Source organism: Flavitalea plasmicola, assembly GCF_030546645.1.
Taxonomy (GTDB): domain Bacteria; phylum Bacteroidota; class Bacteroidia; order Chitinophagales; family Chitinophagaceae; genus Puia.
The window spans coordinates 546,968-570,467 of the sequence record NZ_JAUOTO010000003.1; the positions used below are offsets into that span (position 1 = coordinate 546,968).

Sequence of the window (23,500 nt, forward strand, 5' to 3'; positions counted from 1 at the left end):
TACCACCAAAAAACAAAATATGTTTTCTTATAGCGTAGTATACATTATAATTATTAAATATTTAAATTAGGATGCGCTCAAGTGTAGTCAAAAAACTACAGGCAATTAAATTTTGTACTATACCGGCGCGGTAGCCTTATTAATAACTTGTCGCCGCAGAAAAATCAGCTTATATAGATTAGTAGCCTGTATAAGTTCTTTACGTAGGGCGAATAAATTTAAGTCAATGAGTTATGTATCTCTTGAAAATTCAGAATCGTTTCTGAAGTGTTTTGAGGTGATGGCAGAAGACAAATCCTGTATTGTTACTGATTCGGTACTTTATTTTTCGGGAAAAAATGGTAAAGGCTTTATGACTGTGGCTGGTGTTTCCACTGGAATCGAGGTCCTGGCCATTAATGTTTCCATGCTCTCCGAAGATCTTACATTCAGTTTCTTACCTTCCCGCAGCGCATCTTCCTACATCTTATGTTTTGATGACATCAGCGTTCCCGGCAAAATGGAGAGTGATCTTCCCCTGGCATTTACAGGCATTCCCGGCGACAAGCATAACTCATCCGTATCTATCACGGACGCCAGCTACGGGAAGCTTATCAGCTATCCAAAGGAGAAAACGATCCGGGCGTTGATCGTAAGAGTGCAGAAGTCAAGCATGGGGCATCTCATCGATGATTTTGATGCGGGCGCCATCCAGAACATATTGCAATCCCACGACAATGCCTCTTTTCTAAGCTGGCCTATTACGTTCAAATACCGGCTGTTGCTGAACGATTTTATGTCGGAGATCATACAGCATCCTTTCCGGGAGCTGTTCACTGTCCGCAACGTATCCGTCCTGGTGGAATATCTGCTTCTACAGTTCTTCGTAATGGAGAAGCTGGTAAAGGATGGCAATTACCTCAGCACCCAGGATACACATAATCTATCAAAAGTAGAGCAACATCTTTGCGTACACTATAAGCAGGAATTTCCAGGCATCGAGAAACTGTCACGCATATCGGCAATGAGCCCCACCAGCCTCAAGACAAAGTTCAAGAAATATTATGGCGAGACCTTATTCGGCTATTATCAAAAGAATAAGCTGGAGCATGCCCGTAAACTGTTGGATAACAAAGTGCCTGTAAAGGTTGTAGCCACAGAGATCGGCTACTCCAACCCGTCGCATTTTACCCTTGCCTTTAAAAAAGAATACGGTTTTTCACCCTGGCATTATCTCAACCCTCATTAACCTAAGCTCTACCTGACCCCTAATACTAACCTGGCAATACATGACTATGAAATCCCTAAACGCCGCTTTTAATGACCCGGAGGTCGCTCATCCTCCCCGGTTCACGGAAAAATTACCCGTGGGCCTGGGGATCTCCTGTTGGTCTGCATCTGCAGATCATCTGGACCTTTCCATCCCCGCTAACATGGGAAATGGGCTGCTGCTGACTTTCATCAACTACAAAGGCGACCTGCAGATCGCCTCCGGTGATGGGAATAATGGATTACAGCAGGCCAGTCCCGGACTGGGCCTGTTGACGAGGGCCGCCCAACCTTTGCTGTTCCGTAGTTTTACCCCCATTCAGTTCTCAGCGGTCATGTTGTACATCTCCGCTGAGTGGATCGACGTCTTTTTAAAAGTAAACCCTAATTTTATTAAGATCGAACAAGCACTGGAAGGGGAGGGAAGCATTGTCACCTGTCGGCTGGGCCGCAGACAATTAACTCTCTTTTCTTCGATCACCGGGCATGGTCGTCAGCGATCGGATGAAGAGACCACCGGCCTGCTGGAAGTTCAAAACCACGCGCTGAGCCTGCTGGAGCATTTTCTCTGCAGCCGGCACCGCAATCTCGCAAGCGTAAATACCGCTACGGGCATTGACAACGAAGATGATCTAAGCCTAATTCGTGAAGTGGAATCGTATATTTCGGAATACTACTGCTCCGACACCTTCACGGTCGATAGCATCCTGAAAAAGACCTATACCAGCTATCACAAGCTGAACTTTCTGTTCAAATCGACACACGGCATGACCATCTCGGAGTACATCCGTAATAAAAGGATCGAAAAATCAAGGGAAATGATCGCGGATAATGTCAAATCGATTAGCCAGATCGCTTATGAGATCGGCTATTCCAGCATCAGCAATTATATACTGGCATTTAAAAAGATCTACCGGATAACGCCCGGGAAATATAAAAAGCAAATGGACAACCTCGCATAAATCCCTTGACTTCCTGTCGACTCATTTACAATGGCCGGGCCCCCTTAAGTCCGGCCTTGTTTTTCACCGGCAAACCTCAAGTACACTGTTGTTCCCTTTCCCTCCCGGCTCTCCACCACCACATAACCATTCAGCCGGTGTGTAAGATCGAATACGAATTTATGGCCCAGCTGGCTGCCGCTCTGTACATGGTCCAGGCTAACCTCCTGCATGAAATAGGCTGCCTGTTTCGGACTCATGCCCCTTCCCGTATCGCTGACTGAGATACAGAGGTCGGAACCTTCTTTGTAAGCGCGCAGGATAATATTTCCACCGTCCGTATATTTATTGGCGTTGTCCACCAGGTTACGGATAATGGTGATCAGAATATGCGGATCCGACCAGGTAGTGAGATCCTCTTCCGCCTCGTATGTCAGGATATTCCCTTTTTGCTGCACCTGTTCCAGGTAGAAATCGTAGATCTCGCGGAGCAATGGCTTCAGGTGAATATGGCGGCGGGTAATGTTGAAGTCATCACGCTGGCTGGTTACCCATAACAGGAAGTCCTCCGAAAAATTGTAGATATCCTGGGTACCTTTTTTGATCCAGTAGATACGCTCTTTTATTTCTTCGGTCGAATAGTTCGCGTGCTTGTCCAGAAGGTCACTTGATATCAGGTTGAGAAAGCGCAAAGGGCTGCGGAGATCATGGATCACCAGGGAAATGAGCTTTTCCCGGAGATTGCTGCTTTGCATCAGCGCTTGCGCCGCTTGTTCGGCGCGAGCGAGCTCCTCTTTCCTTCGCGCCCTTAATTTTATCCATATCAGCACCAGTGCGATGAGCAGCATCAAAAAAAACAACAGGACGGAAACCTCCTGCCATGTAAAAGCCTTTCTAACCATGCCTGACCTTAACTTAAGGGTTAAAATAACAGAAATAAAACGATATAGCATGATTGAGTGAAAAAAAACGCATAGGAGTATGGCGTCGGCAACGTATATAATAGCCTCATAGTATGATGTAAGCGTTTTTTGGTATCCTTTTGTCCTTGTGAGGGGCCATTTTTTGCAAAATGAGTATTCCGGGGCTGCATGGGGGGGTACTTTTATAATGCATTAAAATCTGTACGCTATGGACAAAATCTACACTCGTTTTTGTTCTTCCTTCGCGCATGCTGTTTCATCTGGCCGGCAGGCAAACTGGTAATAGATAAATAGACTTTTTACAGACCCGCATTTTTCTATTTAAACCAATTAGTTATGCCCCTATTCGACCTAACTGTCAATGTCGTCGTGCTTTTCATATTGATGGCGCTTGCCGCTTTGGCGGGGTTTGCCCTGCGCAGCCGACAGCTTGCCAAGAAGAACAGACAGATCGCATCGCTGGAGAAAGAAGTGGTGGTGGTCAGCGCAGAGATACTCCAGGTGCAAAAGGAGTTTTGCGAAATAGAGATGAAGCTGAAGGACATGAACATACCCGTGATCTCCATCAGGCAGGCAGCAAAGGAAGACCCTCCAAAAAAGGACGGCAGGACGGCATGACGAAGATCAAGAAAACCATCGCTTGTCCTATAGCGCAACCTATTTTATAATTATAAGCATAGGGATGCATGGTATTTTATTTTTTTTAATGTCGAGATATTCAATGAATGCCATCTTAAACCTTACATTTTCATAGACATTGGTATTATTGAAATTTCTCAACTAACCAATAAACCTGGGAAAATGTTATTTCCATTATCCTGGAAAGACAAGTTGATTGCCTTTCTTGCCACAGCAGTTCTGCTGACGACCGTTGCTAAAGCCGATAGCCGTATTTTTTTGTATTCTTCCCTCCGAAATAGTCATATTTCCGGGATTTATTCGTTATATATAGATAAGGACACCGGGTGGCTTAGCCCGGTCGGAGAAAAGATCTCTTCCAGGTATGTCCGGAAGGAAAGGAACAGCGATCTGTCGATCGTTGTCCCCACTCCTCACGGAAGATACAGGATCCGGTTCTTCGACAGCCAGGATCGATTACTATTCGAGATCAGGCTGATCCGGGATTCCTTATTGATTGTTGAAAAAGCTAATTTCCGTCACGCAGGTCTTTTTCAGTACGAGCTGTATAAGGACAATGCACTGGTGGAAAGGAAAACATTCATGATTAAATCCAACCCTTGAAAATGAAACAAAAGACAAAGAACTAACGCTAACATCCCTATTCAACTAAAATCCAAATTCCATGCGAATCCTGACCAGCCTGCTATGCAAGGTCACCCTATCATCCATGATCCTTACTGCTCCATCAATAGCCAGCAGCAGCAAGGATGACGGCACCGAAAAGCCGCTCGACAAAGACCTGATGCAACCCTATTATTCCTCCGCAGTTATCAAGAAATTTGTCAACTATACGTCGTTGACCGCCTCTCCCATTTATTCGGAGAAAGGAGAAACGACCGCTCGTCTCGCTGACGTCCAGCGTATCCATTTGGCCACCTCCGTCAACCTCACCAGGGTTGCCGTCGCAGCAAAAGTCCATGTGATGGCCTCTGCAGGCAGCAGGATGATCGCCCTGGCCACTGCCGCCGCCAGGACAAAAGCAGCCGCAAATGCCAAAGCCGCCGAGCTGAAGATGGTGATCAACGAGGCAGCGTTCATGTACGACTACATGGAACTTGAAAACAGCGACCTGAATGAACAGGCCTTCGAGTATGCCTGGCGCGGTTATCACAATTTGTTGAAGAAAGGCCTTATCCGGAAGAAGAACGTACTGACGATCTGTGACTTCAGTCAACCTTCTTACAGCAAGCGCCTCTATGTCATCGACGTCCGGCACAAAAAATTGCTGTACCAGACCTATGTAGCACACGGACAAAACTCCGGAGGAGACTATGCTACCTCTTTTTCCAATGACCCCGAATCGTTTAAGAGCAGTCTGGGTTTTTATCTTACCAATAGGACCTACAGAGGACGAAATGGCCTTTCTCTTCGTATCAGCGGCATAGACACGGGCTACAATGACATGGCATCGAAGAGGAACATCGTTCTGCATGGATCTAATTACGTCAACCCTCAGTACATGAGCGATTTCGGGACCATCGGCACCAGCCTGGGCTGCCCGGCGATACCTACGGGCGTTAGCAAACATATTATCCGTGCAGTCAAGAACGGAAGCTGCCTTTTCATTTATCATCCGACCCCAAAATACCTTGAAGAGTCGGTTGTCATAAACAACTATTGAGCATTAGCCCCTACCCCCTATAACCCCGGGCTGATCGAAAGATCAGCCCTTTTTTATGTCCTTGCGCAAACAGACCTCCATCCCAATATGGTACTTACTTAGGGACAATAAGGGACTTTTCGACTAACGATTACGGAGTTGATAGGTGTATACCTCTAACTTCATCTAAGCGTTTCAAAAATATTTACGTTATTTGATTAGCGATATATTTAATTTTATCAGGTATCATATCGTGTCCGGTCCGCCTCATGAATACGTTGCCGTTGCTACTTATCCTGATCAATTGCGTAAACCCTCTTATGAATAATAATAACAAAAGGCCCTTCGACGGAGAATTATGCCAGCCCCTCGACCCTGATGCGACGTATGGGGTAGTCTGTACAAAACAATTTCCGCGGGAAGGCATCACCCTCTCCCTGAGACCGCTGTCCCTTACTGCCGATGATACCCTGGTAAGAGCATTTGCCATCCTCGAGATGCCGGAAAGAAAAGAGCTGGCTGAAGTGCTGTACCGCACAAAAAAAGAAGAATTAGGGCTGCTTACCATTTCTGACCTGGGACAATCTTTTATAGGTTTTATCGACGACCAGCCGGCCTTCCTGGTCTCCATCTATCGCATGCAGCAAAACAACCTGGGGCGCTATTATTCCTCCCTGCCCGGCGATTACAGGATACATCTGGAACGTCTGTCCCTGGTCGGCGGACGCGATGCGGAAACCTTCGCCCTGGCCATCTGGCAGGCTTGCCCTGCGTGGTTCTTTTCCTTCCCGGAAGTCAAAAGACTGATCACCACCCTTGATATCGAACGCCCTTTGGAAAAGCAATACTGCCGCGCGGCCGGCTTCAGACCGCTGGCCAGGACGGGTGGAGGACCGGACTGGGAAGAATTGTACGTCCTCTCCGGACAGGAACTAAAGGTGGAGGGATGACGTAAGGTCGGGCGGCAGCGGTAGCAGGATCTGCACTCTGGTACCCTTGTTCTTTTCGCTCTGGATGAACAGGCTGCCCCGGATGATCTTCAGCAGGTCTTTTATGATCAGGTAGCCCAGTCCATTGCCTTTTCGCCTGTCGACATTGGCGGAGGAAATGATGAAATGATCCGCCATGATGTTATTGATCTGCTCCTGGGTCATACCGACTCCTGTATCTTCAATGATCAACGTTATTCCATCCGGGGCCGTTTCGCTGCTGACGACGATATGCCCCTCCGATGAAAAGTTGATCCCATTTAGCACCAGGTTGTATAATACGATCTTTACAGGTTCGATGAACTGGTAGATCTGGAGATCTTCCTCCACCTGGTTGATCAGCCGTATCTGCTTTTGCTTGGCCATGGAATTGAAAAGACTGAAAAGTTGCTGGACCAGCGCATGCAGGTTGAAGCTTTCCTTCACCAGCCTCCTGTCCTCATTCCGGTATTTTATCCAATTGAGGATGTTCGTGGACAGCAGCTCCAGCTCCTTGGAAGTATTCATCATCTCCGTAATGGTCTCCCTTTGCAATGCTTCCGGCAGCTCGCTTTTCTTCTCTATCAGGCTTTTGCCGGCAAGGTGGAGGAATTTCAAAGGCGTCACCAGGTCATGACTGATGATGGAGATCAGCCTTGTTTTGATCTGGTCCGTCTTTTCCAGCTCCTCGTTCTTTTGCTTCAGCTCTCCGGTCTTGTCAGCGACCTGCAGCTCCAGGCGGTGTTGTCTCACCTGGAACTGACGGGTACGCGTCCGGATGATCCATGTCACCAGCGCCGTAATGCAACAAAGGCCCAGCAACCAGGCCCAGGGCTGCTGATACCAGTGCGACCCGATCCGGAAAGCGTATTCCGTCATGGCATAGTTATCTTTTCCAAAACCGTTGAGTTTTCTCACCTTTAGCACGTAATCGCCTGGGGGAAGATTACCGAAAGACAGCGTAGGGTTCTTCTGCAATTCCAAAGACCGCCAATCCTTCGAATAAGGCTCCAGCTTATATTCGATGTAAATGTTTTCCTTATTTGCCCAGGCAGGGAACCCAAGGGAGAAAGATAGGTCACGGGTATTGGAAGGAAGGTCGGGTCTCAGTAAAGAAGCCATGTTCAATTGTTTGCCGTCAACCAGGAACGCGTCGATAAAAACTTCTCCTTCCGGCAGCTGCGTCAAAGAACAGTTGGGATCTACCCAAACCAGTCCATCCATGGAGGGAAAGGAGAAGGTTGTGTCATTCAACGCCAGCGCACAGGGGGTGCAGCCGCCATTCAGCTCCGTAATGTCCATACCGTCATTCCTGCCGTAATAGTGGTAATATACTTTGGGATCGCCATTGTCAAAAGCATCCACCATGTCCGAGGGCCGGGCCCGGAACAGACCCTTGTTGCAGCTGATCCAGCAGAATCCCTGCTTGTCGGGGATAAAACAATGCGCATACTGGAGATAGTTATTCTTGTCAACCGGAATAGGTTTCAACACGCCATCCTTCCAGATAAATATACCTTTTCCATAGGTGCCGATGAACAGGTGATCCTTATACTTCCATAATGCACGGACACAGGTGCCGGGCGAACGGAACAAAGTGTCCAGCCGGCGGGTGCGTGTGTCAAAAGTGAAAAGACCGTTGCAGCAACCAACGGCCAGTTTTCCGGGGCTCATCTCCAGCATGGCGAAAGGGACATTGCTGTTGACGTCGGCCTGCGGATACCGCTGTAAATACTCCACGCTGTTAGCCCTCAAAACGCCGATGCCTATGGCGTTGGCAATATAAAGACTGCTATCGCTGCGGACAAAGCCGTCCGTGATCGATCCCTTCCCTGCCAGGATCATCCCGGTCTTGCCTGTACGATACGTATAGGAATAAATACTATCCCCATAGCTATACCATAGGACGCTGTCGGCATCTGTATAAATAAAATTATTGAAGGAAGTCCCGATAGGCCGGAAAGAGGGTGGGGTGGGCTTTCCTCCCAGGATATCCCCATGGCTGGTGAGAATAGCCCCGCCGGGCAGGCCCAGCTGGCTATAGGTGGAGGTAACCTTATCACTGGAAGGTTCCTCCACTTTCACATTACGTACCCTGTTCTTCCGGATAATAATGATCCCTTTGGAGTTGGTGCCCAGGAAAAGGATGCCGTTCTTTTCATTATACCCTGCGTAGGATAACAGTCCATCGGTAGGCACGGCTTCGCAGATGGGATCGCACTTCATCCGTCCGCCTTCATAGGACAGAAGCCAGGCTCGCCTACCCGCTATGAGGACGGGATGGGGCATGCTGCTTTCCCAGAAGAGCTGCCAGGTTGCCATTGCCGGAGGAGGCTCACCCCTGAAAAAAAATGGCACAGGCTCCGGCTTCTGGTCGGATCTCTCCATATCCAGCCTGTGAAAGCCTTGTCGGAAATTGTAAGTGAACAACTGACCGCCCAGGTAAAATACACTGGAACCCGGTTCAATGGTCATCATGGGAGCAGGCTCTCTTTTCCCCTCCCGGTAGTCATACAGCGTATCCTTACGGAACAGGATGATGCGGGTCTCGCTCACGGGGATCAGCATTTCTTCTTTGAAGTTGAATCCGAAATGAGGCGCCGGCTGTTCGGAGGACTGCCGGAACATCTTCCCCGAAGCTGCCAGCCCTATCAGCCTGAAAGCCGAAGGTCGGGCGTCCAGCCGCACCTGTCCCAGGAACTGCAGCGTGTTTTGCATGACAAAGAAGATATTCCCCGCCTCATCCGAGGTATAGATCCTTCCTCCCTGGTTCTTGAATAGAAAGAGCATCCGGTCTGAAGTGAATTCGGGGGTATTGGCCTTGGAGAAAGTAAGAAAATCCGCCCCATTGTAACGGGTAACGCCCGCCTCCGTGGCAATCCAGAGAAATCCAGTGGTCTCATCCCACTGCAATCCCTTGATCCCGTTGGATGGCAATCCGTTGTCTGTGGTAAAACGCTCTACCCGGTAGTTTTCCTGGGCCGGAGCGATCGACCATTTCCCCAAAAAGAAAAGGAGCAGCAGGTGGCGAAATGACATAGTACAGGGCTTTTCCCGCCGCCAAGATACAGCTTAATAATTTACATTATATAAAGTGGCTAATTCGATCAGTTCTTTTAGATTACCGGTCTGCGTCTTCTCGAAAATCCTGTTCTTCACCGTACTGACGGTGTTCATCCTTACATTCAGGGTTTCGGAGATCTCTTTTGTGCCCAACCCCTTGAGCACATAGTGCAGGATCTCCAGCTCGCGCGGCGCCAACGCTGAAAACGGATTGTTGGGGTATTTCATAGGTCCCTGATCACGCAAAGGCTGTTCATTCTGGAGGAACCTTTGCAGGAGCCGGATCGTCTCCTCCTCTGGCGTGGTCTTGGGAAGATAATGGTCAATGCCATACTGTTTGAGGGCCTTTCCATAAACCTCTGCTGGCTGCATGGAGAATACCATGATCCGCAGATCAGGATACACCCGCCGGACATTCGGCAGGATCTCCAGTGTACTACCGTCCGACAGAATAATGTCCAGAATCAGATGGCTATATCTTTTCCTGGTCAGCTCTTTCATCAGCTCGTTACAGCTTACTACTTCATTCACATCCGTGAAGTTGAAATGGAGCTGCAGGAGCAGCTTGAGCCCTTTCCGGATCATGCTGTGGTCGTCTGCCAGTAATATTTGTGGTTGCATAGTCAGCGTTGAATATATCCGGATAAGGGTTTACTCGTAAGCGTGCGTCCTATGCTAAATTCAGCAATAAAAAAGAATGGCCTGTAGAATTAATTCTACATTTTGTTACTGTAAAGCTATTAAGTTTGTTCATCCGTTATGGATCGTTTCCGATCCGCTGTCAATAAATAAGCCAATCAACCTGTGTCCTTCAAATATTCAGGTGCTTCTTCCGGCCCACGGAGCACAGGGATATTGCGTGTTAGACCATTATCATTGTAATCACTTAAATTTTTACTATGTCTGGTTTTAGATTAAGACTCAACAGGTTAAGAAATATTCCATACGCATCATCCATCCAGGAGTCATTACCGTTCGAAAGCAGCTTTGAAGTGGAATACCTCTTTTCCGGAAAGTGGAGCTGGGTAATGGTCAAACCGATAGTTATCAATACTGTAGTTATATTCCTTGTACATTTTCTCGAGAGCTACGATGAGCCCATGGCCCTTGTCTACAACAAGAAAGACGTTTGGTCAGACATCGAAAAAGAGTCCTCCGGCCTGACCGAAGCCATCGGCGCCGCCATCGAGCAGTACTATTCCACCCGTTATTTACCTTGGTCCAACAGTCAGAAAGATGGTCAACCCGATACTATTTGGGATAGCCATTTATTAAATTGATCTATTTTAAGCAATGCGTCATGACGACTGATAAGGAAGGCACCCCCGGGGTGTTCAAAGCCCTCTTTTTTCAATACTATCCCACTTTTTTCGCTTTCGCCCACTCATTGGTGGACGATAAGATCTCAGCCCAACAGCTGACGGTGGAGGCGCTTTCCATTCTTTGGATCAAAAGAATGGATCTCACCGGAGATATCAACAACAGGGCATTTTTATACAGCACTATCCGTAACAATGCGCTGAATTATCTGAAGCACCTGCAGCGGGAACCCGATGCAGGCCCTTATATGCCCGATAAAACGATGGATACTATGCTGCCGGAGGAGATCCGGCAGGAGATAAAGGATTATGTTGCAAGGGAGATATAACGTTGCCGGACCGAACGCTCCTTTGTAATGAGCCACAATGCCAGCAGTACGCCATAGCTGCCTCCTCTTTCCACCCATTCCAGCAGCTCATAGTGTGGATAGAAAAGCTCCGTTCCCATCTTCCAGAGAATGAGGAAGAAGAGAAGCCCTCTTAAAGGTCTGATAAGCAATGAGATTGCCGCCACCACTTCAAAAACGCCCACCCATAGCGCTACTGTCTGCGGGCTGCTGAATCCCAGGTGGGTATATTGATCCATCAATGCCTTCTTCTCTATTAAGTTGAGCCATCCATGTCCCATCAATAGCAGAAAGCCTGCTACCCGCAGACAAAGGCCGGCCTGGTACAAGTTGACCCCTTCACCCGGCTTTACTCTTTTCCACCAATCCTTTCCTCCTGTCAGCAGAAGAAATGCCAATGGGGCGCCAAAATTGCCTCCACGCTCGATCAGCTCCGCGACAGGTTCGCCCGCCAATGGTCGAAGCATCGCCGTCAACAGCCCCCAGACTACCAGCCAGCCCGCAATGGCCCGAATAGGATATACCAGCATCGCGATGCCCAGCATGATGTCCACCGCACCTACGAGTGGCATAAGGCGGTAAGCCGATTCCCGGCCGATGCCGAAAACAGCAAAATAATGCGTCCAGATCTCTTTGGTGATAATGCCGAATGCGCCGTGCCCGAGAAAGCACATCGATATGGCAATACGCAGGGTGAAGTGAATTTTTTGTTCGGCAGTTAAGGTGGCCATAATTTTTAGACCTGATAAAGGTACAAAAAAAGTTGGGTGCCGGATCTGACCTTTCCAGCCGATGACCTACAGCTTGTAAAAGAAAGCCAGCCCGGAGGCAGGGCCTGCGTAAGGGATAAGGCTGATCTTTTTGTTTCTTATCAGCCTGCACTTGTGCAGCCGGGGCACCAGCAGTCCGGACAACGTGCCGACGGCCGTTCCTACCAGGATGTCCGAGGGAAAATGCTCCCCTGCCTTGTGGCGCATATATGCCGTGGCTGCAGTTGCAACGCCTGCGGCGCCATACACCACCCATTTCAGGTGGGAATCCGGGTGATAGTCGGCAAATACCTGGGCCATAAAGAAGGTGGATGTTGCAACCAGCGCTACGTGGCCCGCGAAAAAAGCATTCCGGGAATTGCTGCCCTGACGGACATACATGGGACTTCTTGTATCGTAGACCAGGGGACGTAGCCGGGGAAAATAATGTGCGGCAGACCCATAAAGCGCTCCTGTTATGGACATAGCCTCCGTATAAAGGAAAATTAGCTCCAGGTAATCCTTTCTCATCTTTTTGTCCAGCAGCATAAAGATAGGAGGGTAGGGCACTGCCGCATAAAAAGGAATGTAGCTTGCCTTGTCCACCCCTCTGTTGTAAGGCCGTATGGCCCAACGGTCGAACCAGTTGACATCGTCCCTGGTGAGACCGGCCAGCTTTTCCGCACTGGTGTTGTCCTTCTTGCTTATCTGGGCAAAGCTGTAGATCGTCCAGCCTGTCATAGCTGCTGTAAGGGGAATGTCAATTTGCTTTTTGATAGTATAGGGGCTTACAGGACCATTGTTTTGCTGCCTGCTGGTATCGGCATTTTGCGCGGAAGCGTGCATTGCAGCGAAACAAAATATCGTGAAGGAGAATAATAGTTTTGGCATGTCGTAAAATTATTAAATTAATTCTGATTCTATCACGTGGTATCCGCATTCCCTTCCGATTCCGGCGATTTCGACAAAAAAAGTGATGATATAGCCATTAAAAAAGTGGCGTACTTTCGTTGAAAAAAGGATGAAGCCGTTGTTCGTTTTATTGGGTGTTTTTTTCATTGTTTTCTTTTTACTCCGGGTGACAAACGGATGGTGGGATTACCGCCTGTCGGCAAGAATAGCCATGGCTGCGATGCTGCTGCTCACGGCCATAGCGCATTTCGCTTTCACCAGGGGAATGGAAATGATGTTGCCCGATTTTGTACCGTTTAAAAAAGCCATGGTGTATCTCACAGGCATCGCCGAACTGGCGGGCGCCGTCGGTCTGCTGCTCAACGCATGGTTTGCGCTGGCGGGCGTCATGCTGACCCTGCTTTTTATGTTGATGCTGCCCGCCAATATTCACGCAGCATTGAAACGTATCAACTATGAAAAAGGCACACTGGATGGGAAGGGGCCCGGCTATCTCTGGTTCAGGGTGCCGCTACAGCTCTTCTTTATCGCCTGGATATATTTTTTGATCCTGTATTAGCCCTCCGCCAGTTCCCAGGCGCTCTGCCAGGCGCCTTTCTCTTCCGCATATTGGATCAGCCCCGCATAGAAAGCGCTCTGGGAGAGCGTAGCGCTATCGCCAATGACCACCAGTTTCTTACGGGCCCTCGTCATAGCCACGTTCATCCGGCGGATGTCCGAAAGGAAGCCGATCTTACTGCTGGCATTGCTCCGGGTCATGCTGATATAGACGACATCCCGTTCCTGTCCCTGGAAGCTGTCGATGGTATTGACGGCGATCCTATCCCCATAGATCTTCAGCAGCGGGGAATTTTGTAGCTGCTCCTTCAGCAGCTCCACCTGTTGACGGTAAGGTGAAATGACGGCAACGCGGGGCAGTTCCGCGTCCGGAGAATGTGTTTGCAGCTCACCTGTAAATTGTGTCAGATGGCGGAAAAGAAAAACGGCTTCTTCGGGATTGCTGGTGCTGACGCCTTCCGTCTTTTCGTCATAGCCGCAGCCGGCTGTGTCCACGAAAATAAAAGGCTTGTCGCCTGCATATAGCTTGTGCCCCGCTACAGAAGGGTGGGCTTTTAATTTTTGCTCATAGAACACCGCCGCAGAATAGCCCATGATCGTTGCATGCATGCGGTATTGTTCTTCCAGCAGGATCACCGCTTCCGGATGGAGGGAAACGCATTTTTCCATGAGGGTTACGGTTAACCCTTTTCGGTCCGCTTCCGAAGACTTAACGGTAGGGGGCAGTTGACAATGGTCCCCTGCCAGCACTAGCTTTTCTGCTTTCAGAATGGGTATCCAGGATGCCGGCTCCAGCGCCTGCCCCGCTTCGTCGATGACGACTGTGCGAAATGAAAGGTTGCGCACCGTGTAATGGTTGGCACCTACCAGCGTGGCGGTGATCACCTGGGCCCTGGCCAGCAGGTCGTCCAGGATATACTGTTCCGTGCGTTCTACCTCCTTCATGATATTGCGGGCCTCATTGAAAAGCGCCTTGCGCTGTTCCCTTTCCGCCTGTCCGAAATTTCGTTTGTATTTATGGGCCATATCCCTGAAGGCGGACGCCTGTTTCTTCAGCTTCTTCACTTCCTTCGTGGCGGTATGCTCCGCCATCCTGCTGTCCAGGGTCAATGACATCAGCCTTTCCGACACCCGGGCCGGGTTGCCGATGCGTAGCACATTCAGCCCTTCATCCGATAGTTTCTCGCTCAGCAGGTCCACCGCCGTATTGCTGGGCGCCGTGACAAGGATAGGACCGCCTTCCCGTCCGATGATCGCCTTGATCGCCTGCACCAGCGTGGTGGTCTTGCCGGTGCCAGGAGGACCATGAACGATTGCCAGCTCGTTTGCCGCAAGGATCTTGTTAACCGCGGCTTGCTGGGACGGGTTGAGGCTGTTCGATATCGCAGCGTCTTTCTCCGCCGTATGAAAGGTGGGGAACCGCTCCCCCGTAAGTATCCTGATCAGTCGCCCTTTCGCCGTCTTTTCATCCAACGTAGGCGCCAGCCGGAGGGCGCTGAACATCTCTGTGTAGCTATTGTCGTCAAAAAGCAGGTCCACGCCCAGTTTCCCGTCCCGCGTCCAGTCCGGCAGCTCATCGACCCTTAGGGAGAGCCTGAGCGTATTTCCTCCCTGAAAGGTCACCACACCTTCGACACGATGATTACCCGCATCATGCTGGGAAAATAAAGCTGCGGAAGCTCCAAAACGAAATTGGTGCAGGACATCCTGGTGACCGGGACGTTCCACCTCCACGGTGAGGTAATCCCCCCGGCCGATCTCCGTATCTTTAATGACGATGGGATACCAGCATAGACCCGCAGCCCGGCGCTCCGCGACGGAGGACCGCTCGGTCAGCTCCCGGTATGCCTGTTTATCCTCCGCCTGCTCCATCTTCAGTAGCTCCGCCAGTTGCTTAAAATAATCCATCCGGCAAATATACTTACCCTCGCCGGATATTTAAGGGCGTCTGCATGCTATGGACGGTGATCGTATATTTGTCCAAAAGTTTAGAATGTCAGCGACAAGGAAAAAGGTACTGGCCATATCCGGAAGCACACGGAAGCATTCCTCCAATCATAGCCTGCTGACTGCCATCGCCGGAATGACGGCCGAAAAACTGGATATTGCTATATTCGGATCGATTGCCGATCTGCCGCATTTCGACCCCGATCGCAACCTGGAAAATGTGCCCGCCGAGGTCGCCAACTTCCGGCACCGGCTGGCCGATGCGGATGGTGTCATCATCTGTACGCCTGAATATGCCCACGGTGTTCCGGGCTCGCTGAAGAATGCCATCGACTGGACCGTCTCCTCCTCGGAATTCTCCAATAAGCCTACCGTGCTGATCACCGCCTCTTCGGATGGTCGCTTTGGTCACCAGGCGCTGCTGGAAACATTGCGGGTCATTGAAGCGAAGGATGTGGATCAGCTGCAATTACTTATACAGTTCATTAAAACAAAGGTGGATGCTTCTGGCAGGATCACCGATGAGCAAACGCAGGCAGAAGTAAAGCAATTGATGGATATTTTTGTCCGTTGTCTTACCTAATTTTGTTCTTCCGCAAACCAATTATCATGAAGAAATACAACATCCTTGCATTTGCCTTTTGCCTGATAGCAGCCGGAAGCCATGCGCAGCGCAGCGCCGCCGATGTCGTGCCCACCAGCATGGGGCCCCTGACCATCCAGCCTGTCATGCATGCCAGCCTGGTGCTGTCCCTGAAAAGCTTTGTCATCTATGCTGACCCTTCCGGCGGTGCGGCCAAATTCAAGGGACTGCCAGCGCCCGACATGATCCTGATCACGGACATTCATGGCGATCATTTCGATTCCAGCACCCTTGCCGCCATAAAGACGGAAAAGACGATCCTGGTCGTACCACAGGTCGTTGCCGACAAATTGACGGCTTTTGACAAAAGCAAGCTGGTGATCCTAAAGAATGGCGATCATGTCACACAGTCCGATGTCAGCATCACTGCCGTGCCCATGTACAATCTTCCGGAAAGCCCGACCGCCAAACATACCAAGGGGAGGGGCAACGGTTATATACTAGGTATAGGAGGAAAGAATATCTACCTGTCCGGAGATACGCAAGGTATCCCCGAAATGCGGGCGCTGAAGAACATCGATATTGCCTTTGTGTGTATGAACCTGCCTTACACAATGGACGTCAATGAGGCGGCGGATGCCGTGCTGGCATTTCAACCGAAGATCGTTTATCCCTATCACTACAGGGGGCAGGACATCCATCAATTCCAGAAACTGGTGGACGCGGGCAATAAAGGGATCGATGTCCGTTTGCGGGAATGGTATCCGGCCAATTTGTAATATTTTTCCCTGCAATGCCACGTTCCTGCAATTACGATTGTCAAAATAGGGTCACCTATTTCTATACCCCTTTTTAAATCGACTGACCATGAAACTTTCAAAGGCATTGCTTGGCGCAGTTATGATCGGCATCGCTGTGCATGCAGCCTCTTCCTGTAAGAAGGATAAACCTTCCCCGGACAAGGCGAAGCAGGAGGCCGAAAAGAAAAGCCAGGAAAAGACCTCTCACCCTGACCCTTGCCCTGCCTGCGGAATGGGCTGATAATGGTGACGTATAAAGTATCTATGCAATGAAACAGGGGATGCCGGTGATATACTCTTCCGTTGCCTGCAACCTGGACGCAGACATGCTGGCGGCCTGTCTTCCATTGCTGGAAGAATCAAGGATCGATGCTTTGGAGTGGTCTTTCGATGCGCTGTACCGGGAAAAGGAGGTGCCTGGCTGGTTCCGCGATCTGTTGACTGCTTTTGGGAATGAACACAGGTTGATCGGTCACGGGATCTTCTTTTCCCTTTTCTCCGGCCGCTGGCTGGAGGGACAGCAGGAATGGCTACAGCAGCTGCGACGGGTGTGCAGGGACTTCACCTTCAGCCATATCACAGAACATTTCGGATTTATGACGGGCAAGGACTTCCACCACGGCGCCCCGCTGGGAATTCCTTATACGCCCACTACGCTGAAGATCGGCAGGGACAGGCTGAAAAGGATCTACGACGCATGCAGGTGCCCGGTAGGGCTGGAGAACCTTGCATTCTCCGCTTCGATAGAAGAGGTGAAAAGACACGGCGTATTCCTGGAGCAGCTGTTGGAGCCTGTGAACGGTTTTATCATCCTTGACCTTCACAATCTTTATTGTCAGCTGCATAATTTTGGAATGGCGTTTGATGAGCTAATTGCTCTATATCCTTTACATCGTGTCCGGGAGATCCATATCTCAGGTGGTAGCTGGGACGACTCACTGGCCGACCCGGGACGCACCGTAAGAAGAGATACGCATGATCATGCAGTACCATCAGAAGTTTTCCGTCTGCTGGAAAACGCCCTTGGGCGTTGTCCACACATTAAGTACGTTGTGCTGGAGCAGCTGGGCGTAGGTTTGCAGACAGCAGCCGCCAGGAAAACTTTTTACGATGATTTCCTGCAAATGCAAGAAATTGTAAAGGGAAATTGCCGGCCTCAGACAACGGCCGACTTGGTAAACACGTTCCTTCCCGGATCGATACTGCTGCCGGAAACCAGGGTAGAGGATGAGACCCTGTATCAACAACAGCTGGAGCTTTCCCGCATATTGGAAACGGCCGCTACCCATGATGAGGCTATCGGTGCATTACAGCGAAGCTCGCTTGCTCATTCTTCCTGGCAGATAGAATCCTGGGAACCCTATATGGTCGAAACAGCAATAAAAATAGCGCAGAAGTGGAAGCTCAGTTCAGCAAATGCTTAATAGATTCCTGCAGCTGCCGTTTTGTAAACGGCTTTGCCAGGAAATGATCCGCACCTATTTCCAGGGCAGCGTCTTCCGCTTCAGGATCGACACCCGAGATCATGATGATCTTGACGTCGGGTAAGCTTTTTTTGACATAGCTGATAAAGTCGACACCCAGCCCGTCCGGAAGCCTGTTGTCCAGCAGGATCAACGCCGGCGCTTCCTTTTCCAGGAATTGTCTGGCGGCAGACAAGGTCTTGACATATTCCACCGCTAATCCCTTGTCATCCAGGATCAGGCTTAATAACAGGCACATTTCGCCTTCATCCTCTATCACTAGTATCTTGTGCTGGCTTTGGTTGGAAGTGCTTGACATTTTTTTATGTTTGAAATGATACAATCCAGGATCACAACTACTGTGCTAAATTTCAGGCCGTTCACCATGGCAGCCTAATGGCCTGAACTGGGGAAAAAAGTAGGCAATCGTGTGTATCCGTATACACATAAAAACATATTTTCACGCCATGACAGGCATTCACGCGCAACTGGTCTCCCTCACTTCTTATGGCAACGCATTTCTTCAGGCAGGCGAGCTCATCGATGATTTTTACCCGATGCATTCCTCTTTCCAGTTTTGTAATAATGTCGATTTCAAAAGCATTAAAAAGAGCTTTTTTTCATCGGCCCCAAAAGAAGTATTGCTTGCGCGGGATCCTGCCGATTGGTTCCGGCTATTAAAAAAAGATGGTTGTAAGAAGATCAGGTTGTATTACCACCGGGCAGAGAACCAACCTTCAGGGGAAGAGCATAAACTGGCCGGTATGGTTGGTGGCGGCGGCACCTGGATGATCGAGACCATCTATCGCCGTCATTCGAATTATTGGTTCAACCGCTGGGCAGTGACAGACAAAGCGGCCCCCGGAGGAAAAATATGGTCCGTATCTTATGGCATGATCGACAAGGCTCAGCCCACCACCGACGCACAGCCGGATATCCGGGAGGCTTATTCCCTGCTGGATCAGGCGCTGGCTGCGATCACAGACTTTGCGGGCAGGCAGCAACTGCCCGAATGGGCTAATGTGTTTAAAAAAGCCAGGGCCATATTGAGCAATGACTCCCCGGAGAAGGCATATTATCACCAGGACCTGCTGGTAGATAAATATTATTCACTGATTGCCAGGCAAGTACTTTCCGCTGCTGGCACTGCCTGGGTATTTGGCGGTATGGGTTCCTGGAATGACCTGGGATTTAATACGGCCGAAGAGAACAAGACCTGCAATGAGGTTTCTGAGGGACTATATGCCGCCATCAACCAATCCATCCTTGCCGTGGCGAACTCCTATTAAGTTTGTATCTTGTATTACTTTACTCTGTATGACAACAGAAATATACCAACCTGTCTCCTTATTAAAAGACTTTGTAAAACAGGTCGTTATTTTAGAAGATTATCTTCCGGGGTCAGAGGAGACATCCCTGCCGTACTTTGCGGACGGCTTACCGGGCATAGTACTCCAGCAATGTGATACCGGGATGTATTTGAACAAAACGAAAAAGCTTTCCACTTTTTTTCTTTATGGCCAGACAGTGAAGCCGATTGAGCTGAGCATGACGGGTGGGTTCAGGATCATCATCTTTTATCTTTACTCCCATGTGGCCAAAGTATTATTCAGGCTTAACTCCAACGAGATCACCGACACCTGCCTGGATCTTACCCTGCTGAATAAGTTCGGCCTGAAGCAATTGATTGTAAAATTGGAGGACAGCGGCAGTAGCCGGGCACAGATGGACCTGATCAACCGTTTTTTGATCACACATATCTATGGCAACGATCTTAGCATTGACAGGGGGCTGGATTTTGCTGTTCGCAGGCTGGTGGAATCAAAGAACCCGGGTTCGCTGAGGGACATCAGACACCAGCTGCACATATCGGAACGAACATTCGAAAGGAAATTTGCGGATCATGTCGGTATTACGCCCAAGCTCTTTGCAAGGATCTGCCAATTTCATGCTTCTTTGCAACAGCTGCAAAGGCAGCAATTTAATAAGCTCACGGACATTGCGATTGACAATGGCTATGCGGATCAATCCCATTTTATCCGGAGCTTCAAAGAATTTACGGGACTTACACCTTCCAGATTTTCCGAATTAATACTTAAGCCTTACCGTGGACAATGACACCGAAGATCACTACAAAAAGGGTATATGATGAGCCGTCCTCCAAAGACGGCGTCAGGATACTGGTCGACCGTCTCTGGCCCCGGGGGCTGAAGAAAGAGGACGTGCAGGCGGAATGGGCAAAGGCGCTGGCCCCTTCGACGGAGCTGAGGCAATGGTTTAACCATGCGGTCCCGCTATGGCCGGATTTTGAAAAACGCTACAAAGAGGAGCTGAAGAGAAATCCGGCTGTGGATGATTTTTTACAGCAGCACCGGCATGACAAGCTGATCACCTTACTATATGCGGCAAAAGATACGGAGCACAACCATGCGCTGGTGCTAAAGGATTTTCTGGGAGAACAGTTTAGCAAGTGAGTGTCTGCGAAGGCATCCACTTATTTAGCTACTTCGATCTTAACTTTCTTATTCTTCATCCTTTCATTCTTGATCAGCTGTAACGTATGGCTCGCCTTAGACTTACGAATAGCCACGAACGAGGTGAAATCCTTCACTTCGATAAGCCCGATGTCCTCTTTCTTTAGCTGCCCCTTATGAGAAAAGAACCCTACGATATCCACTTTGTTGACCTTGTCTTTCTTACCTGCGGAAATAAACAATGTCGCCCATTTAGGTTTGTCGGGCAGCGTGGCGGTAGCAGGTAGTTCGATAGGCGTTACCTCTTCCTGTATATAGGAGGGCAGCGTTTCATCGGGAGAAAGGATAAGGATAGCCGTCCCGCTGGCTTCCACGCGGGCTGTTCTGCCATTGCGATGAATGAACACCTCTTCGGTCGGGGGCAGATGGAAATGGATGATATACCGGATATTCGGTATGTCCAGCCCTCTGGACGCAAGGTCCGTGGTCACCAGCACATCGGAGCTTCCGTTCCTGAACTTAGCCAGTGCGATATCCCTTTCCGGCTGTTCCAGGGCGCCATGGTAAAAGACGTTGGTGATGCCTTTTTCTTTCAGCAGGGCGCTGGTACGATCAACGGATTCCCTGTGATTACAGAATATGACGGTGCTCCTGTCCCCAATGCGGCAGATCAGGCGGAACAGCGTCTCTATCTTATCCCTGTCGGGGCTATGTACCACCTGCAGCGCCAGACGCTCCGGCTTTTCTCCGGACAGGAAATCCAGTGTATGTGGGTTGCGAAGCCCTACAAAACCAGGTATTCCGTTGGCTGCGGTCGCCGAAGTGAGGATCCTCTTTTGTAACAAGGGCAGGGCGCCGATGACAAAAGACATCTCTTCCTGGAAGCCCAGCTCCAGTGATTTGTCAAATTCATCCAGCACCAGGGTTCGTATAGTGTCCGTGTGAATATTCTCCCTGCGGATATGATCAGCCAGCCGTCCGGGTGTCCCGATGATCAGGGCCGGCGCTTCGATGAGATTATTTTCCTCCGTCTCTCTCTTATGGCCTCCATAGCAGCAGGTGACCTTAAAGCCCGTACCCATGGTCTTGAACACCTGCTCTATCTGTATCGCCAGCTCGCGGGACGGCACTATTACCATTGCCTGGGTGCCTGCAGCCTCCTCGTCCATCAATGCGAGCACAGGTAACAAAAAGCCGAGGGTTTTCCCGGAGCCGGTATCGGATAGCAATACAAGATCCTGGTCCTTTTCACTGGCTTCCAGGGCAGCAGATTGCAGCTGGTTCAATTCAGTGATCTTCAGACGGGATAGCATTTCCTGTATAGTGCCGGAATTCATTAACATGCGGCAAAAGTACGCTCAAATTGCTTACATTCGGGTTACATGGCTTAAATACCATTTATTAACTGCAGGATCAATAGCTCAAGCGCATGTTTAAAAAGTCAACTCTCCGACGGTTTGTACTGCCTGTTATAGTGCTGCTGGGACTTTTGTCGATGTGGTTTTTTGTATCCTACACAGCTCTTTTCCCAGGGTATGCGCTGCCGTCGCCCCCAGCCGTTGCAAGGAGCTTTAAGGAAGAAATGCTGGCAGGACGCCTGGTCAACGACATCATTGCCTCCTTGTGGAGAGTTGCTGTTGGCTTTGTCCTCTCCGCCGTACTGGGCATCCCCACGGGCCTCTGGCTCGGTCAGCACATCCATGCCAGACATGCGTTTTTGCCCCTGCTTAATTTCTTCCGCTTCCTTTCCCCGCTGGCCTGGATACCGTTTGCAATACTGTGGTTCCACATAGGGGATAAGCCGGCCTTTTTCCTGATCTTCATGGCGACCTTTTTTCCGCTGGTATTGGCGACCATGTCAGCCGTGGCGACCATTCCCAGCATTTACTTTCGCGTGGCGCAGGACTATCATTATCAAGGGCTGGAATTGTTGAGAAAAGTGACTTTCCCCGCAGTGCTGCCCCAGGTAATCACGGCGTTGCGGGTCAGCTATGGCATTGCCTGGGTAGTGATTGTCGCCGCGGAAATGGTTGGGTGCCAGGATGGATTGGGCTATGGCATCTGGGAAGCGCGTAATGGTCTGCGGCTGGATTCCGCTGTCTGTTATATGATGGTCATCGGATTGCTGGGAATGGGCATCGATCGTCTGCTTTACCAATTAACTAAACTTCCTAATGTACGCTGGGGTTATGAAAGATAATCGTTCTGTCAGCCGGCTGCAACTGGAAAAAGTCTCACATAGCTTCGGACAGGTGTCCGTGCTACATGATCTAAGCCTGGTGGTCAATCACGGTGAAGTAGTGGTCCTGGTAGGGCCGTCAGGCTGTGGCAAATCGACCATTTTGAACGTATTGTCCGGTCATATCATCCCGCTCTCCGGATTGGTCCGGAGCGAAGGCGTTGTTCGCACTATCCATCAGCAGGATGGCCTCTTCCCCTGGCTCACTGTGTCTGAGAACATCGCTATGGGATTACGTTCTATGAAAGATACGGCACACCGTACAAAAGAAGTGTCGGAGCTCATTAACCTGGTCCATCTGGAAGGCTTCGAACATCATTATCCCCATCAGTTGTCCGGTGGGATGCGCCAACGGGTTGAACTTGCACGGGTGCTGGCGGGTGACTCAGATATACTGCTGATGGATGAGCCCTTTTCCGCGCTGGATTACCAGTCGCGGCTTCGCATGCGGCGTGAATTGATCCGCCTGCTGCAATTACGGCTAAGGACCGTAGTCTTTGTCACGCATGATATCGAAGAAGCCGCCCAACTGGCCGACCGTGTGCTGGTATTATCCGGCCGGCCGGCAACCATTTCATGTGAGCTGCTTATAGATGCTCCACGCCCAAGAGACCTCACCGACAATGCTGTTATTGAAGCCATGAAAAAGATATTGAAAGAACTAGGATTATAAATTATATTTATA

The 23,500-nt window shown here is 49.8% G+C and carries 26 protein-coding genes; 18 read left to right on the plus strand and 8 right to left on the minus strand.

From position 1 onward, the window contains the following. The first annotated feature begins 352 nt into the window (after positions 1 to 352). On the plus strand, positions 353 to 1,228 hold the full coding sequence (locus Q4E93_RS12240; protein ID WP_303585540.1) for an AraC family transcriptional regulator: 876 nt from the start codon (positions 353 to 355) through the stop codon (positions 1,226 to 1,228). Between the two features lie 46 nt (positions 1,229 to 1,274). After that, positions 1,275 to 2,210 carry an AraC family transcriptional regulator gene (locus Q4E93_RS12245; RefSeq protein ID WP_303585542.1) on the plus strand — a complete coding sequence of 312 codons (936 nt, stop codon included), beginning with the start codon at positions 1,275 to 1,277 and terminating at the stop codon, positions 2,208 to 2,210. Positions 2,211 to 2,254: 44 nt separating this feature from the next. Here the strand turns inward: Q4E93_RS12245 and Q4E93_RS12250 are convergent, their stop codons facing one another. Beyond that, positions 2,255 to 3,091: a sensor histidine kinase gene (locus tag Q4E93_RS12250; protein WP_303585544.1), complete on the minus strand. Its 837-nt coding sequence runs from the start codon at positions 3,089 to 3,091 to the stop codon at positions 2,255 to 2,257. Positions 3,092 to 3,448: 357 nt separating this feature from the next. On the opposite strand from Q4E93_RS12250, the gene Q4E93_RS12255 reads away from it, so the two are divergent. The 4 genes from Q4E93_RS12255 (at position 3,449) to Q4E93_RS12270 (ending at position 6,343) form a co-directional block, all read left to right on the plus strand. Then, positions 3,449 to 3,730 (plus strand): hypothetical protein, encoded by a 282-nt coding sequence (locus tag Q4E93_RS12255; RefSeq protein ID WP_303585546.1) that lies wholly within the window; start codon positions 3,449 to 3,451, stop codon positions 3,728 to 3,730. Positions 3,731 to 3,913: 183 nt separating this feature from the next. Beyond that, the gene (locus Q4E93_RS12260; protein WP_303585548.1) at positions 3,914 to 4,354 is read left to right on the plus strand and encodes a hypothetical protein; all 441 of its coding nucleotides are present in this window, start codon (positions 3,914 to 3,916) and stop codon (positions 4,352 to 4,354) included. A gap of 61 nt (positions 4,355 to 4,415) precedes the next feature. Beyond that, positions 4,416 to 5,414, plus strand: coding sequence for a murein L,D-transpeptidase catalytic domain family protein (locus Q4E93_RS12265; protein ID WP_303585550.1), 999 nt, complete (start codon positions 4,416 to 4,418; stop codon positions 5,412 to 5,414). Positions 5,415 to 5,713: 299 nt separating this feature from the next. Next, the gene (locus tag Q4E93_RS12270; RefSeq protein ID WP_303585552.1) at positions 5,714 to 6,343 is read left to right on the plus strand and encodes a GNAT family N-acetyltransferase; all 630 of its coding nucleotides are present in this window, start codon (positions 5,714 to 5,716) and stop codon (positions 6,341 to 6,343) included. On the opposite strand, the gene Q4E93_RS12275 is transcribed toward Q4E93_RS12270, so the two are convergent. Together Q4E93_RS12275 and Q4E93_RS12280 are read right to left on the minus strand one after the other, a co-directional pair. Continuing rightward, entirely contained in the window at positions 6,326 to 9,400 is a 3,075-nt protein-coding gene (locus Q4E93_RS12275) for a sensor histidine kinase (protein WP_303585554.1), read from the minus strand. The two genes, Q4E93_RS12270 and Q4E93_RS12275, sit on opposite strands and share 18 nt — an antisense overlap. Before the next feature lie 33 nt (positions 9,401 to 9,433). Beyond that, positions 9,434 to 10,045: a response regulator gene (locus Q4E93_RS12280; protein ID WP_303585556.1), complete on the minus strand. Its 612-nt coding sequence runs from the start codon at positions 10,043 to 10,045 to the stop codon at positions 9,434 to 9,436. Positions 10,046 to 10,323: 278 nt separating this feature from the next. Here Q4E93_RS12280 and Q4E93_RS12285 point away from each other — a divergent pair, with 278 nt between their 5' ends. Both Q4E93_RS12285 and Q4E93_RS12290 read left to right on the plus strand, forming a co-directional pair. Continuing rightward, positions 10,324 to 10,704: a hypothetical protein gene (locus Q4E93_RS12285; protein WP_303585557.1), complete on the plus strand. Its 381-nt coding sequence runs from the start codon at positions 10,324 to 10,326 to the stop codon at positions 10,702 to 10,704. 20 nt (positions 10,705 to 10,724) lie between these two features. Beyond that, entirely contained in the window at positions 10,725 to 11,072 is a 348-nt protein-coding gene (locus tag Q4E93_RS12290; RefSeq protein ID WP_303585559.1) for a sigma factor, read from the plus strand. Here Q4E93_RS12290 and Q4E93_RS12295 read toward each other — a convergent pair. Together Q4E93_RS12295 and Q4E93_RS12300 are read right to left on the minus strand one after the other, a co-directional pair. Further along, on the minus strand, positions 11,051 to 11,821 hold the full coding sequence (locus tag Q4E93_RS12295) for a hypothetical protein (RefSeq protein WP_303585561.1): 771 nt from the start codon (positions 11,819 to 11,821) through the stop codon (positions 11,051 to 11,053). The two genes, Q4E93_RS12290 and Q4E93_RS12295, sit on opposite strands and share 22 nt — an antisense overlap. A gap of 66 nt (positions 11,822 to 11,887) precedes the next feature. Next, a complete protein-coding gene (locus Q4E93_RS12300; protein ID WP_303585564.1) occupies positions 11,888 to 12,730 on the minus strand; it encodes a phosphatase PAP2 family protein in 843 nt (280 codons plus the stop codon). Positions 12,731 to 12,860: 130 nt separating this feature from the next. Here Q4E93_RS12300 and Q4E93_RS12305 point away from each other — a divergent pair, with 130 nt between their 5' ends. Then, a complete protein-coding gene (locus Q4E93_RS12305; RefSeq protein WP_303585566.1) occupies positions 12,861 to 13,310 on the plus strand; it encodes a DoxX family protein in 450 nt (149 codons plus the stop codon). Here Q4E93_RS12305 and Q4E93_RS12310 read toward each other — a convergent pair. Next, positions 13,307 to 15,217 (minus strand): AAA domain-containing protein, encoded by a 1,911-nt coding sequence (locus Q4E93_RS12310; RefSeq protein ID WP_303585568.1) that lies wholly within the window; start codon positions 15,215 to 15,217, stop codon positions 13,307 to 13,309. The genes Q4E93_RS12305 and Q4E93_RS12310 overlap by 4 nt on opposite strands. A gap of 85 nt (positions 15,218 to 15,302) precedes the next feature. Here Q4E93_RS12310 and Q4E93_RS12315 point away from each other — a divergent pair, with 85 nt between their 5' ends. The 4 genes from Q4E93_RS12315 to Q4E93_RS12330 all read left to right on the plus strand — a co-directional run bounded on the left by Q4E93_RS12315 (position 15,303) and on the right by Q4E93_RS12330 (position 18,063). Continuing rightward, positions 15,303 to 15,839 carry an NADPH-dependent FMN reductase gene (locus Q4E93_RS12315; protein ID WP_303585572.1) on the plus strand — a complete coding sequence of 179 codons (537 nt, stop codon included), beginning with the start codon at positions 15,303 to 15,305 and terminating at the stop codon, positions 15,837 to 15,839. Positions 15,840 to 15,865: 26 nt separating this feature from the next. Next, on the plus strand, positions 15,866 to 16,618 hold the full coding sequence (locus Q4E93_RS12320; RefSeq protein WP_303585574.1) for an MBL fold metallo-hydrolase: 753 nt from the start codon (positions 15,866 to 15,868) through the stop codon (positions 16,616 to 16,618). Between the two features lie 88 nt (positions 16,619 to 16,706). Beyond that, the gene (locus Q4E93_RS12325) at positions 16,707 to 16,880 is read left to right on the plus strand and encodes a chryseobasin-related MNIO class RiPP peptide (protein WP_303585576.1); all 174 of its coding nucleotides are present in this window, start codon (positions 16,707 to 16,709) and stop codon (positions 16,878 to 16,880) included. Positions 16,881 to 16,908: 28 nt separating this feature from the next. Beyond that, positions 16,909 to 18,063, plus strand: coding sequence for a multinuclear nonheme iron-dependent oxidase (locus Q4E93_RS12330; RefSeq protein ID WP_303585578.1), 1,155 nt, complete (start codon positions 16,909 to 16,911; stop codon positions 18,061 to 18,063). On the opposite strand, the gene Q4E93_RS12335 is transcribed toward Q4E93_RS12330, so the two are convergent. Next, positions 18,044 to 18,421 (minus strand): response regulator, encoded by a 378-nt coding sequence (locus Q4E93_RS12335; RefSeq protein ID WP_303585579.1) that lies wholly within the window; start codon positions 18,419 to 18,421, stop codon positions 18,044 to 18,046. The genes Q4E93_RS12330 and Q4E93_RS12335 overlap by 20 nt on opposite strands. Positions 18,422 to 18,569: 148 nt before the next feature. On the opposite strand from Q4E93_RS12335, the gene Q4E93_RS12340 reads away from it, so the two are divergent. The 3 genes from Q4E93_RS12340 to Q4E93_RS12350 are packed head-to-tail and all read left to right on the plus strand — an operon-like array spanning position 18,570 to position 20,576. Then, positions 18,570 to 19,391, plus strand: coding sequence for a hypothetical protein (locus Q4E93_RS12340; RefSeq protein ID WP_303585581.1), 822 nt, complete (start codon positions 18,570 to 18,572; stop codon positions 19,389 to 19,391). Positions 19,392 to 19,419: 28 nt separating this feature from the next. After that, positions 19,420 to 20,220, plus strand: coding sequence for a helix-turn-helix transcriptional regulator (locus tag Q4E93_RS12345; protein ID WP_303585583.1), 801 nt, complete (start codon positions 19,420 to 19,422; stop codon positions 20,218 to 20,220). Then, positions 20,217 to 20,576 carry a DUF488 domain-containing protein gene (locus Q4E93_RS12350; protein WP_303585584.1) on the plus strand — a complete coding sequence of 120 codons (360 nt, stop codon included), beginning with the start codon at positions 20,217 to 20,219 and terminating at the stop codon, positions 20,574 to 20,576. The genes Q4E93_RS12345 and Q4E93_RS12350 overlap by 4 nt, the downstream gene beginning before the upstream one ends. Positions 20,577 to 20,596: 20 nt before the next feature. Here Q4E93_RS12350 and Q4E93_RS12355 read toward each other — a convergent pair whose 3' ends face one another. After that, the gene (locus tag Q4E93_RS12355; RefSeq protein WP_303585587.1) at positions 20,597 to 21,919 is read right to left on the minus strand and encodes a DEAD/DEAH box helicase; all 1,323 of its coding nucleotides are present in this window, start codon (positions 21,917 to 21,919) and stop codon (positions 20,597 to 20,599) included. An 86-nt stretch (positions 21,920 to 22,005) separates the two neighbouring features. Here Q4E93_RS12355 and Q4E93_RS12360 point away from each other — a divergent pair, with 86 nt between their 5' ends. Next, the gene (locus Q4E93_RS12360) at positions 22,006 to 22,776 is read left to right on the plus strand and encodes an ABC transporter permease (protein WP_303585589.1); all 771 of its coding nucleotides are present in this window, start codon (positions 22,006 to 22,008) and stop codon (positions 22,774 to 22,776) included. Next, a complete protein-coding gene (locus tag Q4E93_RS12365) occupies positions 22,766 to 23,488 on the plus strand; it encodes an ABC transporter ATP-binding protein (protein ID WP_303585590.1) in 723 nt (240 codons plus the stop codon). The genes Q4E93_RS12360 and Q4E93_RS12365 overlap by 11 nt, the downstream gene beginning before the upstream one ends. The last annotated feature ends 12 nt before the right edge of the window (positions 23,489 to 23,500 follow it).